The sequence below is a fragment of the Agromyces sp. Root1464 genome (genome assembly GCF_001427265.1).
Classification (GTDB): Bacteria; Actinomycetota; Actinomycetes; order Actinomycetales; family Microbacteriaceae; genus Agromyces; species Agromyces fucosus.
Window position 1 is genome coordinate 1,983,486 of the sequence record NZ_LMFU01000002.1, and the last position, 11,909, is coordinate 1,995,394.

The 11,909-nt window shown below is 71.1% G+C and carries 12 protein-coding genes; 9 read left to right on the forward strand and 3 right to left on the reverse strand.

Features of this window, described 5'->3' with window-relative positions; genetic code table 11:
• Positions 1 to 51: 51 nt before the first annotated feature.
• Both ASD23_RS14785 and ASD23_RS14790 read left to right on the forward strand, forming a co-directional pair.
• Entirely contained in the window at positions 52 to 711 is a 660-nt protein-coding gene (locus ASD23_RS14785) for a hypothetical protein (RefSeq protein ID WP_056012134.1), read from the forward strand.
• A gap of 79 nt (positions 712 to 790) precedes the next feature.
• Positions 791 to 1,789: a TIGR00341 family protein gene (locus ASD23_RS14790; protein WP_056012137.1), complete on the forward strand. Its 999-nt coding sequence runs from the start codon at positions 791 to 793 to the stop codon at positions 1,787 to 1,789.
• Positions 1,790 to 2,032: 243 nt separating this feature from the next.
• On the opposite strand, the gene ASD23_RS14795 is transcribed toward ASD23_RS14790, so the two are convergent.
• Positions 2,033 to 3,649 carry a solute symporter family protein gene (locus ASD23_RS14795; RefSeq protein ID WP_157377108.1) on the reverse strand — a complete coding sequence of 539 codons (1,617 nt, stop codon included), beginning with the start codon at positions 3,647 to 3,649 and terminating at the stop codon, positions 2,033 to 2,035.
• Entirely contained in the window at positions 3,646 to 4,020 is a 375-nt protein-coding gene (locus ASD23_RS14800; RefSeq protein WP_056012140.1) for a DUF485 domain-containing protein, read from the reverse strand. The genes ASD23_RS14795 and ASD23_RS14800 overlap by 4 nt, the downstream gene beginning before the upstream one ends.
• Positions 4,021 to 4,225: 205 nt before the next feature.
• On the opposite strand from ASD23_RS14800, the gene ASD23_RS14805 reads away from it, so the two are divergent.
• From ASD23_RS14805 to ASD23_RS14830, 6 genes are read left to right on the forward strand one after another with little or no spacing between them, the layout of a single operon-like run.
• A complete protein-coding gene (locus ASD23_RS14805) occupies positions 4,226 to 5,437 on the forward strand; it encodes a sensor histidine kinase (protein ID WP_056012143.1) in 1,212 nt (403 codons plus the stop codon).
• The gene (locus ASD23_RS14810) at positions 5,434 to 6,180 is read left to right on the forward strand and encodes a LytR/AlgR family response regulator transcription factor (RefSeq protein WP_056012146.1); all 747 of its coding nucleotides are present in this window, start codon (positions 5,434 to 5,436) and stop codon (positions 6,178 to 6,180) included. Before ASD23_RS14805 ends, ASD23_RS14810 begins: the two co-directional genes overlap by 4 nt.
• 1 nt (position 6,181) lies before the next feature.
• Positions 6,182 to 6,589 (forward strand): hypothetical protein, encoded by a 408-nt coding sequence (locus tag ASD23_RS14815; protein ID WP_235507756.1) that lies wholly within the window; start codon positions 6,182 to 6,184, stop codon positions 6,587 to 6,589.
• Positions 6,586 to 8,058 carry a sodium/solute symporter gene (locus ASD23_RS14820; RefSeq protein ID WP_056012149.1) on the forward strand — a complete coding sequence of 491 codons (1,473 nt, stop codon included), beginning with the start codon at positions 6,586 to 6,588 and terminating at the stop codon, positions 8,056 to 8,058. Before ASD23_RS14815 ends, ASD23_RS14820 begins: the two co-directional genes overlap by 4 nt.
• Positions 8,059 to 8,102: 44 nt before the next feature.
• Entirely contained in the window at positions 8,103 to 10,049 is a 1,947-nt protein-coding gene (locus ASD23_RS14825) for an MSCRAMM family protein (RefSeq protein WP_235507757.1), read from the forward strand.
• 32 nt (positions 10,050 to 10,081) lie between these two features.
• Entirely contained in the window at positions 10,082 to 10,822 is a 741-nt protein-coding gene (locus tag ASD23_RS14830) for a sulfite exporter TauE/SafE family protein (RefSeq protein ID WP_082571482.1), read from the forward strand.
• Here the strand turns inward: ASD23_RS14830 and ASD23_RS14835 are convergent.
• Positions 10,819 to 11,463, reverse strand: a complete 645-nt coding sequence (locus tag ASD23_RS14835) for a GNAT family N-acetyltransferase (RefSeq protein ID WP_056012155.1) — start codon at positions 11,461 to 11,463, stop codon at positions 10,819 to 10,821. The genes ASD23_RS14830 and ASD23_RS14835 overlap by 4 nt on opposite strands.
• Before the next feature lie 142 nt (positions 11,464 to 11,605).
• Here ASD23_RS14835 and ASD23_RS14840 point away from each other — a divergent pair, with 142 nt between their 5' ends.
• On the forward strand, positions 11,606 to 11,827 hold the full coding sequence (locus ASD23_RS14840) for an Rv0909 family putative TA system antitoxin (protein WP_056012158.1): 222 nt from the start codon (positions 11,606 to 11,608) through the stop codon (positions 11,825 to 11,827).
• Positions 11,828 to 11,909: the final 82 nt, after the last annotated feature.

Below are 11,909 nucleotides of genomic sequence, written 5' to 3' on the forward strand. Positions count from 1 at the left end.
CGGGCGAGTCCCCTCCCGCTCGGCCAAGGCGCCCCGACGAAAGAACCACGAGTGCTGAGATACTTCACGGCCTACCGCAAGGGCGCCGTAGCCGTCGCGGCGGGTTTCCTGCTCGTCGGCCTCGCCGCAACCTCAGCGGCCGCCGAAGAGCTGCCCGCGACCGCGGACGACTACGATCCGGTCATCGTGATCGATCGGACCGATTTCGTCGCCGGCGTGTGGGGTGACGGATTCAACGTCACAGGTACCGGCTTCATCCCGAACGATTCCGGATACATCGTGTACGGGCGGATCACGCCGGAAACGAGCAGCTCCCCGGCGGAACTGTTCGAGACCGATGACAACGGAGACTTCCAAGTCCATGTCGACCCGTGGGAGGCCGCGACGGCAGACAGTCCCGATCAGGCCGCGTTCGTCGTGCGAGCACAGCAGTGGGGCCCTGGATTCTCCGTGAGGTCGGACTGGGTCACGATGACCATTGCGGCCCCGGCGGAAACCGAAGCCCCGACGGACCCCACGGAGCCCACGGAGCCCACGGTGACGGATCCCGGAGCAGCGCCGCCCGCAGGCGCGGCGACCGCGCCGGCCGCCGATGCGGGGAAGCTCGCCGAGACCGGCTTCGATGGCACGATCGGCATCGCCGCGCTCGCGCTCATCGCATCGGGCGCCGCCGTGATGTTGCGACGAAGGACCGCACCCGCACCGCGCTGAGCGGCCGATCGGATGCCGCGGCGCGGGCGCTCCGGCGTTGCGCCGCGGCATCCGCTCGGTTCGCCTGAGATCATCAGCCATGTCGTCTGTGGCGGGCCTGCTCATTCCGGCGAACCGGCGAAACCCTGCGGTCGAGCTGCTCGACCAGCTCGACCTCGATCACGGCGACGTGCGCGCCAAGCGCACGGGGTTCGTGATCATGCTCCTGCTCTCGGGCGTCATCGCGATCGCGGGCATCATCGGCGACTCGACGGCGACCGTCATCGGGGCCATGATCATCGCCCCGCTCTCGACGCCGATCCTCGGCATCGCAGCGGGCATCGTGACCGGCCGGGCATCGCTCGTCGGCCGTTCGGTGCTCTGGCTCGCGGGCGGCATGGTCGCCGTCGTCATCCTCGGCGTGCTGCTCTCGTACACGATCCCCGACCCGGCAAGCCTCACGACGAACCCGCAGGTCACGAGCCGCACGGCGCCGACGCTCATGGACCTGCTCGCCGCGTTCGCGACGGGGCTCGCCGGCGCGTTCGCGATGTGCCGGCGCGACCTCAGCAACATCCTGCCCGGCGTCGCGATCTCGATTTCGCTCGTGCCGCCGCTCGGCGTCGTCGGGGTGAGCCTCGGCCAGGGCCAGTTCGACGCGGCCTTCGGGGCCTCGATGCTGTTCCTCTCGAACGTCGTCGCCCTCATCATCGCCGGGTCCCTCGTCTTCACCCTCGCCGGGTACCCGCGCGACCCCGAGGCGGTCGTCGACGCGAACCGCCGGCGTGCGTACACGATCGTCGGCGTGCTGACGGCGGTCGTCGCGATCCCGCTCGTCGTGAACTCGCTCATCATCGCGTTCGTCGCCTCGTGGACCGTCACCCTGCACTCCGTCACGAACGAGTGGCTCGACGGCACGAAAGGCGCCTCCGTCACGGGCGTGAACTGGAACGGCCTGCAGGCGACGGTCGGCGTCGAGAGCCCCGACGGTGACCTGCCGCCGCTCGAGGAGTACCGGGACGACCTCTCCGGCAAGTTGCCGTCGTACGTCTCGGTGAACCTCGACGTGCAGTCGGGCAGCCAGGTCGAGGTGCGCTGAGCCCTCGAGAACCCGCCGCGCGCGCCCGCGCAGACGGCCGCGCGCCACCGAGCAGCGCCCCCGGCCCGGCCGGAAACGACGAGGGCGGATGCCGCAGCGTGCTGCTGCGGCATCCGCCTCTTCACTCGACTTGCGGCACGGGCAGGCATTCCCGCCGCAAGAAGTTGGTTCCCGACGACGAGTGGGACTTCTCGCCGCCGGGAGGTGTGCCGGTGGCGGGCCCCCACCCGCCACCGGGGCTTCTCAGTGCTGCGTCGCCTTCTCGGCTCCCACGCCGGTGAGCGAGCGCACCTCCATCTCGGATTGCTTCGCGGGGTCCTCCTTCTTCTTGTCGAGCACCGTGCCCAGCCAGCCCAGGAAGAAGGCGAGCGGGATCGAGACGATGCCGGGGTTCGAGAGCGGGAAGATCGCGAAGTCGATCGACTCGGTCTTCAGCATCGACGTCTCGGAGCCCGAGACGACCGGCGAGAAGATGATGAGGATGATCGCCGACGCGAGGCCGCCGTACATGCTCCAGAGGGCGCCCTGGGTGGTGAAGCGCTTCCAGAAGAGCGAGTAGACGATCGTCGGCAGGTTCGCCGACGCCGCGACCGCGAACGCGAGGGCCACGAGGAACGCCACGTTCTGGCCGTTGGCCCCGATGCCGCCGATGATCGCGACGATGCCGATGATGACGACCGTGCGACGCGCCACCTTCACCTCGGCGCCGGCCGCCGGCTTGCCCTTCTTCACGACGCTCGCGTAGATGTCGTGGGCGAAGGAGGCCGCCGCCGTGATCGTGAGCCCGGCGACGACCGCGAGGATCGTCGCGAACGCGATCGCCGAGATGAGGCCCAGGAGGAGCGGTCCGCCGAGCTCGAACGCGAGCAGCGGGGCTGCCGAGTTCGGGCCGCCGGGAGCCGCGGCGATGACGTCGGCACCGACGAGGGCCGCCGCGCCGTAGCCGAGCACGAGGGTGAACACGTAGAAGATGCCGATGAGCCAGATCGCCCAGACGACCGACTTGCGGGCCTCCTTCGCGGTGGGCACCGTGTAGAAGCGCATGAGCACGTGGGGCAGGGCCGCGGTGCCGAGCACGAGCGCGAGGCCGAGCGAGAGGAAGTCGACCTTCGCGATCTCGGAGACGCCGTACTTCATGCCGGGGTTCAGGATCTCGGGGTTGCCCGTCGCAGCGACCGCGTTGTCGAGCAGGGTCGAGAAGTTGAACCCGTTGAGCGCGAGCACCCAGACCGTCATGACGCCGGCGCCCGCGATGAGCAGGATCGCTTTGATGATCTGCACCCACGTCGTGCCCTTCATGCCGCCGATGAGCACGTAGAGGATCATGAGCGCGCCGACGACCGTGATGACGAGCGCCTGGCCGAGCTGGTCGCCGACGCCGAGGAGCAGCGAGACGAGCCCGCCGGCACCGGCCATCTGCGCGAGCAGGTAGAAGAAGCAGACCACGAGGGTCGTGGTGGCCGCGGCGATGCGCACGGGCTTCTGCTTCAGGCGGAACGAGAGCACGTCGGCCATCGTGAACTTGCCCGTGTTGCGGAGCAGTTCGGCGACGAGCAGCAGCGCCACGAGCCACGCGACGAGGAAGCCGATCGAGTAGAGGAACCCGTCGTAGCCCGTGATGGCGATCGCGCCGACGATGCCGAGGAACGACGCCGCCGAGAGATAGTCGCCGGCGATCGCCGAGCCGTTCTGGCCGCCGGTGAAGGATCGGCCTGCGGCGTAGTAGTCGGCGGCGGTCTTGTTGTTGCGGCTCGCACGGAACACGATGATCATCGTGATCGCGACGAAGGCGCCGAAGATGGCGATGTTCAGCCAGGGCTCGCCGGGCGAGGCGCTCGCGGCTCCGAAGTGCAGCATCATCGGGTCGCCTCCTCAGCGGTGAACGTCGCGCCGGTCTCGATCTCATCGCGGATCTCCTCGGCGATGGGGTCGAGCTCCTTGTTGGCGTAGCGCACGTACCAGGTGGTCACGGCGAAGGTCGTCACGACCTGCGCGAGGCCGAGCAGGATGGCGACGTTGATGCTGCCGAACACGGGAGTCGACATGAAGTCGTGCGCGTAGCCGGCGAGCAGCACGTACGCGAGGTACCAGACGAGGCACGCGGCCAGCACGGGGAAGACGAACCTCCGGTGCTTCGAGCGCAGTCGCTGGAACTCTTCGGATTGTTGCACCGCGCGGTAGTCGACGGGTGGGGCCGTCTCGGTCTCCGCGCTCAGGGCTTCGTTGCCCATGGCGAGTCTCCTTCGGGGTCGTGGCGGGCGGGGGGCCCGGCCGGCTGCAGTTGCAGTGGGGCCACTCTGGCGCGCTCGCGCCTCGGCATGGGGCGGGTACCGCTCGTCGTCGCCGAACGGCGTTCACGGTGCGACGAACGGCGCTCGCGCGACGACGAGCGCACGGCGGATGGCGAGGTGGATGCGAGCGGTTACGCTGTCGTGCATGTCCGAGTCGATGCTGCTCGCCGCCGCCCTCGGCGTGGCCGGCGGAGCGCTCGCGGTCGGGCTCGTCGTGTTCCTGCGGCGCATCGTGCTGAGCTCCAAAGAGCTCGGCACCGACGCCGAGCAGGCGACGTACCAGACCCTGCACCTCGCGTCGCGAGCCGCGAAGCACCTGCGCGGCGGCATCGACGAACCGGGCGCCGCGCGCGCGGGCAAGCATCTGCGGGCTCTCCTCGGCTGCGACAGCCTCGCGATCGTCGATCGCTCGGGCACCATTGCGATCGACGGCGACGAGGCGGTGCGCCCGGTCGCCGAGCGACTGGCGGCCGCGGCGATCGCGAGCGGCCGGCAACAGGTCCAGCGCCGCATCCCGATCGGAGCGTGGGAGACGGATGCCGTCGTCGCGCCCATCATCGGCAGCACCGGTCCGCTCGGTGCGATCGTCGCCTTCGCCTCCCCCGTGCGGGCCGGTCTCGTGCGCGCGACGGGCGAGGTGGCCGACTGGGTCGCCGCCCAGGTCGAGCTCGGCGAGCTCGACGCGTCGCGCGCGGCGCTCGCCGAGGCCGAGGTGCGCGCCCTCCGCGCACAGATCAGCCCGCACTTCATCTACAACTCGCTGAACGCCATCGCGTCGTTCATCAACACGGATCCCGCGCAGGCGCGGGAGCTCGTGCTCGAGTTCGCCGATTTCACCCGGTACTCCTTCCGCAGGCACGGCGACTTCACGACCGTCGCCGAGGAGCTGCGGTCGATCGACAGCTACCTGCGCCTCGAGCGGGCCCGCTTCGGCGAGCGCCTCAAGGTCACGCTGCAGATCGCGCCCGAGGTGCTCTCGACGGTCGTGCCGTTCCTCTCGATCCAGCCGCTCGTCGAGAACGCCGTGCGGCACGGCCTCGAGTCGAAGGAGGGCGGCGGGCGCATCACGATCACGGCGGCGGATGCCGGGGCGTTCGCCGAGATCAGCGTCGAGGACGACGGCGTCGGCATCGACCCAGACGTGCTCGCCGGGGTGCTCGCGGGGGGCACCGCCGGCGGCGAGCACGTCGGGCTCCGCAACGTCGATGCCCGACTCCGCCAGGTCTACGGCGACGAACTGGGTCTCGTGGTCGAGACCAACGTCGGCTCCGGCACGCTCGTGCGCATGCGGGTGCCGAAGTCGGGGCCACGACGCCCCTCGGCCGCGACGGCCCCCGATGGGAGACTTGAGCCATGATCTCCGTGCTCATCGCCGATGACGAGCAGCCCGCGATCGACGAGCTCGCGTTCCTGCTCGGTCAGGACCCGCGCATCGGCGTGATCCACCAGGCGTCCTCGGGGGCCGAGGCGATCCGCCTGCTCACTCGCGAACCGGTCGACGCCGCGTTCCTCGACATCCACATGCCGGGGCTCACGGGCTTCGACCTCGCACGGGCGCTTGCACGGTTCGAGCACAGCCCGGTGCTCGTCTTCGTGACCGCCGATGAGGAGGGCGCGCTCGAGGCATTCGACCTCGCCGCCGTCGACTACCTGCTGAAGCCTGTGCGCACCGAACGACTGCACCGCTCGGTCGGCCGCATCGTCGAGGCGCTGAAGGCGGGCGCGGCGAGCCAGTCGACGACCGGGGCGCCCATCGAACCCGAGATGGTCGCCGTCACGCTCGGCGGCACGACCCGCATGATCCGGCGCGACGACGTGCGCTACGTGCAGGCGCAGGGCGACTACGCGCGGCTCCACACCGAGGAGGCGAGCTATCTCGTGCGCGTGCCGATGAGCGACCTCGAACGCCAGTGGGCGGACGCCGGCTTCGTGCGCGTGCACCGGTCCTACCTGGTCTCGCTCGCCCACCTCAGCCGCATCCGGCTCGGCTCCGACCACCCGAGCGTCACCGTCGGCCAGGCGGAGCTGCCCGTGAGCCGTCGCCTGCTGCCCGCCCTCCGCGAGCGGCTCGACCAGACGATCATCCGTCCGAGGACGTAGCGTGATCGAGCCGCCCCGTGATCGAGCGGATGCCGCGGGGCCGCCGCCCCGGGTCCGCGTCACCGCTCCGCGACCCGGCGCGGCCGGGGCATCCGCTCGTCCGCTGCCACCCTCGGCCCGAGGCGGCCCGACGAGCGACATCGCGGGCGTCTACGTGCGTTCGCTGATCCGCTCACAGCTTCGGCTCGCGATCGTCTTCGCCGTCGGCTTCGCGGCGGCCACGACCCTCTTCGTACTCGCCATCGCGCTCGTGCCGGCCCTCGACTCGAGCTTCGTGTTCGGCGTGCCCGCCTCGTGGCTGCTGCTCGGCGTCGGGGTGTACCCCCTCGCGCTCACGGTCGCCGGGCTCTACGTGCGCGCGGCCGCTCGCAACGAAGCCCGCTACCGATCACTCACGGAGGCGGAGTGAACCCCGTCATCGGCTACTCGGCCATCGCGGCCGTCGCGCTCGCCTCGGCGCTCATCGGCTTCTACGGGCTCCGGGTCTCTCGCACGACGAGCGACTTCTACGTCGCCTCGCGCACCGTGCGGCCGTGGTGGAACGCCTCGGCGATCGGCGGCGAGTACCTCTCGGCGGCGTCGTTCCTCGGCATCGCCGGACTCATCCTGCTGCAGGGCTCTGGCGGCCTCTGGTTCCCGATCGGCTACACGGCCGGATACCTCATGCTGCTGCTCTTCGTCGCGGCGCCGCTTCGGCGTTCGGGTGCGTACACGATCCCGGACTTCACCGAGGCGCGGCTCGAGTCGACGTGGGCGCGGCGCGTGACCTCGACCCTCGTGATCGTCGTCGGCTGGTTCTACATCGTGCCGCAGCTGCAGGGGGCGGCGCTGACGGTGCGCATCACGACAGGACTGCCGTCGTGGGTCGGGTCGGTCGCGGTCGCCGTGCTCGTCGCGGTCATCGTCGCGGCGGGCGGCATGCGCTCGATCACCTTCGTGCAGGCCTTCCAGTTCTGGCTGAAGCTCACCGCGCTCGCCGTGCCCGTCGTGGCGCTGCTGCTCATCCTCGGCAGCGGCGAGCCGCCCGCGCAGCTCACGCCGGCCGAGGCCTTCCCGCCCGCCGCCGGCCCTGCCGACCTCGATGTCTACCGCACCGTCTCGCTCATGGTCGCGCTGCTCCTCGGCACCCTCGGCCTGCCGCACGTGCTCGTGCGGTTCTACACGAATCCCGACGGGGTCGCGGCCCGGCGCACGACGGTCATCGTGCTCGCCCTGCTCTCGGTGTTCTATCTCTTCCCGACGGTGTTCGGCCTGCTCGGCCGGGCGTTCGCCCCCGATCTCGCGGCCTCGGGCGAAGCGGATGCCCTCATCCTCCTGCTGCCGGGCCGCCTCGTGCCGGGCATCTGGGGCGAGCTGCTCACGGCCCTCGTCATCGCGGGCGCGTTCGGCGCGTTCCTGTCGACCTCCTCCGGGCTGGTCGTCTCGCTCGCGGGCGTGATCAGCCAGGACCTGCTCGGCGGCAGCGTGCGGGGATTCCGCATCGCGGCCGTGGCCTCGTCGCTCATCCCGCTCGTCGTGGCGCTCTCGACGGAGTCGACCGGACTCGCCGGCAGCGTCGGGCTCGTCTTCGCGTTCACCGCGTCGACGCTCTGCCCCATGCTGATCCTCGGCATCTGGTGGCGCGGGCTCACCGCACGCGGTGCGATCGCCGGCATGCTCACCGGCGCACTGCTCTCGGGCGGCGCCATCCTCGGCGGCCCGCTGCTCTCGGCTGCGGCGCCCGCACTCCGCCCGTTCCTCGAGCAACCCGCGGCATGGACCGTCCCGCTCGCGGTGCTCGTCACGGTGCTCGTCTCCCGGGGCGATCGCCGTGGCATTCCCCGAGGCGCCGACGCCTTCCTCACCCGGCTGCACGTGCCGGAGCGGCTCGCGCGCTGACGCAACGGATGCGCCGACCGGCTCACCCCAATATGCTGGTCGCCATGCTTCGGGGGAATCGCATGCTCGTCGCCGGTCTCACCGGCCTCATCACCGCAGCCGTGCTGTCGACGGTCGCCATCACGCCGGCCTCGGCGGTGACGACCGCGAACTGGGCCGGCTGGGCGCCGCTCACCGGTACCGGCGGCGCGTATCAGACCACGATGACGCTCGCGGGGCAGCCGGCGCTCGCCGCCTCGGTCACGAGCGATTCGCGGGCCGGGCAGGTCGGCGTGATCTCGGGGGCGTCGACGTGGCTCTCGGAGGGCACGCCGGTCGGCGCGAAATACGGGTCGAGCCGGAACCAGCCCTACCTGAACCTCCGGCCGAAGGCGGACACGCCTGCAGGCGCGTCGACGACGACGTACTCGTTCCCGACCCCGACGCCGTCGTCGAACTGGACCTTCGTGCTCGGCGACATCGATGCCGACCAGGTGCGCATCTCCGCGGTCGGCGCCGACGGTGCGGCACTCACGGCCGCAGAGCTCGGCTTCAAGGAGGGCTTCAACTACTGCGCGCCCGGCGTGGTCGGCAAGCCCTCGTGCGACGGCAACGCCCTCGACGTGGCGAAGTGGAACCCGGCGACCATGACGCTCACCGGAAATGACGCGGCGAGCGACACGAGCGGAGCGGCGGCCTGGTTCGAGCCCTCGGTGCCGATCAGCTCGCTCTCGTTCATCTTCACCCGACGTGCAGGGTTGCCCGTCTACCAGACCTGGTTCGCCTCCCTCGCTCGTGACATCACCGGCACCGTCACCGACTCCGGCACGGGCCCGGTCGACGGCGTCGCGCTCAACCTGATCGACGCCTCCGGCGCCGTCGTCGCCACCACGACCACCGCAGGAGGCGGGCTCTACGGATTCCCCGGCTTCTTCGCCACCGACGGGTACACCGTCGAGGCGGTGCTGCCCTCGGGGAAGATCGCCGTCGACGCCTCCCGGAAGCCGGCCGACCTGTCGACCACCGATGCGGTCGTCGACTTCACGATGCGCGACATCGTGCCGGTCGCCGTCTCGGGCAACGTCTCCGATTCCGAGGGCAACCCGATGGGCGGCGTCTCGGTCACGATCGGCGACGTCACGACGACGACCGACAGCGACGGCAACTACCTCTTCGACCAGGTGCCGGTCGGCGACTACACGGCGACGATCACGACGCCCGGCGGCTACACCGTCACGTCGAGCCCGCCGCAGTTCACCGTTCCCGACGGCGTCGAGACGCCGATCACGGGGGTGGACTTCGTGGTCGCCGCGAACCCGTCGCTCTCGGGCACCGTCACCGCGGCGGGAGCCGGTGTGCCCGGTGTCACGATCACCGCGACCGGGCCCGGCGGCACGCTCTCGACCGTCACAGGCGCCGATGGCGGCTACCATTTCCCGCTGCTTCCTGCCGGCGACTACACGGTGACGATGACGACGCCCGAGGGCGCCGTCGCCGTCGGCCCCGTGACCCGCGACGAGTCGGTGGCGACGAGCGACGTGACCGGCGTCGACTTCGCCATCGCGAAGCTCGGAAGCATCGAAGGCACCGTCTTCACCGACGACGGCACACCGTTCCCCGGTGCCGCGGTCACGGTCACGGGGCCGGATGGGCCGACGCCGCTCACGAGCGACCCCGACGGGAGCTACGCGGTCGCCGCGCTGCCGCCCGGCGAGTACACGATGACGCTGACCGTGCCGGCCGGGTACACCGCCGTCGGGCCTTCGACGCTCACCGTCACGATCACCGAGGCGGGCGAGGTGTTCAGCGACCAGGACTTCGTGATCCTCGCCGACGTGCCGACGCCCACGCCGCCGCCGACGCCGCCCGCCGGCGGAGCAACGGCCGGTGCACTGCCGGCCACCGGCGTGGATCCCGCCCTCGGCACCGCCGCGTGGATGGCGCTCGGCGCTCTCGTTGTCGGGGTCACGGCGCTCTCCACGGCCCGCCTGCGCCGCCGTTCGACCCGCTGAGCGCCGAGCCGCAGCCCGGGTAGACTCGCCCGGTGCTCCTGCCCGTCGCCGTCTCCGTGCTCGTCGGCGCACTGGCGCAGCGCATCACGGGCATGGGCTTCGCACTCATCGCCGCGCCCGCCCTCGTGATCCTGCTCGGCCCGTTCGACGGCGTCGTGCTCGTGAACCTCTGCGCCGTGCTCTCCTCGCTCCTCATCCTGCCGAGGGTGTGGAAGCTCGTCGACTGGACGAGATTCGGATGGCTCGTCGTTCCCGCCCTCGTCGGCACCGTCGTCGGCGCCCTCGTCGCGGCCTGGCTGCCCGGGCCGGTGCTCCAGCTCGGCGTGGGCGTGCTCGTCGTCGTGGCGCTCACGGTCTCGCTCCTCGTGACCCGCACCGACCACGTCGCGACGGGTCGCTCTCCGGCGATCATCGCCGGTGCGGCATCCGGCTTCATGAACGCCTCGGCCGGCGTCGGCGGGCCTGCGCTCAGCGTCTACGCCGTGGCGACGCGCTGGCCGCAGGTGGGCTTCGCCGCCACGGCGCAGCCCTACTTCGTGGTCATCGGGGTGGCCTCACTCGTCGGCAAGCTCGGCGCGACCGGCTGGGCGCTGCCCGAGCTCGAACCCGGCGCCTGGCCGCTGGTCATCGGAGCACTGCTCGTCGGCCTCGGCCTCGGCGAGCTCCTGCACAAGCGCATCCCCCACCATGCGGCGCGCATCGCCGTGATCGTGATCGCGTACGCGGGCGGCGTCGCCGCGATGGTCGACGGTGCGCTGGAGCTCTGGGGCTAACTTCGTTCGCGCACCTCGACGGGCTCCTCGCCGAACGCCGAGAGTCGCGCCGTGAGACGGTCCCGCACCTCGGGCCACTCGTCGATGATGACGGAGTACACGGCGCTGTCGCGCCAGCTGCCGTCGGCCCGGGGCTTGTGCCGCCGCATGACTCCGTCGAGCTTCGCGCCGAGCTTCTCGATCGCCGCCCGGGAACGGGCGTTGTTGGCGTCGGCCTGGATCTTCACCCGGCCGAATCCGTTGCGGAACGCGAGGTCGAGCAGCAGCAGCTTGGCCTCTGGGTTGACCGCCGTGCCCCAGACGCCCGGGTCGTAGGCCGTCCAGCCGATGTGCGCCGACTCGTTCGGCAGGTCGAGGTCGGCGAGCTTCGTGGCGCCGACCACCCGGCCGTCGTCGGGGCCGCCGCGCAGGCGCACGGTCCACGGCATCGCCGCCTCGCCGGCCGAGTAGTACGCGCGTGCGAACGCGTCGTACGCCGCGACGTCGGCCGGCTGCCCGGCCGGGCCGCCGCCGTAGCCGCCCGCGTAGACCTCGGGTCGGCAGAGCGCCCGGTGCAGCTCGGGGATGTCGGCGACGTCGAACGGGCTGAGGCGGATGAATCGGCCGACCAGGTCGGCCGCGGCAGGGCGCGATGCGGTCACCGTTCGAGTGTGCCACGCCCCGATGACGGGCGGGTGACCGGTCGTCGACGATCCGGTCGCCCGAGGTCGCAGCCCTTCCCTTCGACCCGGGCCGCCCCTACGATGACGAAAGCACGACCACGACGAACGAGAGGTGGGGGCCATGGGTTCTCTGGACGACATCACGAAGAAGGCGCAAGACTTCATCGAGGACAACAAGGACAAGATCGCCGACGCGCTCGACAGCGAGCAGGCGGAGGACATCAGCGACAAGCTGCTCGACGGCGTCACCGAGGCCGCCAAGAAGGTGCTGCCCGAAGAGCACCACGACAAGGTCGATGGCGTTCGCGAGAACATCGACGGGGCCATCGGCACCGAGAAGTAACGCGACGCACAGACGTACGACGGGGGCGGATGCCACGGGCATCCGCCCCCTTCGTCGTCTCCGGAACCCGAAGCCGCCCGCC

What these genes read in the sequence shown, in the direction of transcription:
- ASD23_RS14825 (WP_235507757.1), top strand. Translation starts at nt 8,103, where the DNA reads ATGCTTCGGGGGAATCGCATGCTCGTCGCCGGTCTCACCGGCCTCATC.
- ASD23_RS14790 (WP_056012137.1), top strand. Translation starts at nt 791, where the DNA reads ATGTCGTCTGTGGCGGGCCTGCTCATTCCGGCGAACCGGCGAAACCCT.
- ASD23_RS14800 (WP_056012140.1), bottom strand. Translation starts at nt 4,020, where the DNA reads ATGGGCAACGAAGCCCTGAGCGCGGAGACCGAGACGGCCCCACCCGTC.
- ASD23_RS14805 (WP_056012143.1), top strand. Translation starts at nt 4,226, where the DNA reads ATGTCCGAGTCGATGCTGCTCGCCGCCGCCCTCGGCGTGGCCGGCGGA.
- ASD23_RS14840 (WP_056012158.1), top strand. Translation starts at nt 11,606, where the DNA reads ATGGGTTCTCTGGACGACATCACGAAGAAGGCGCAAGACTTCATCGAG.
- ASD23_RS14810 (WP_056012146.1), top strand. Translation starts at nt 5,434, where the DNA reads ATGATCTCCGTGCTCATCGCCGATGACGAGCAGCCCGCGATCGACGAG.
- ASD23_RS14795 (WP_157377108.1), bottom strand. Translation starts at nt 3,649, where the DNA reads ATGATGCTGCACTTCGGAGCCGCGAGCGCCTCGCCCGGCGAGCCCTGG.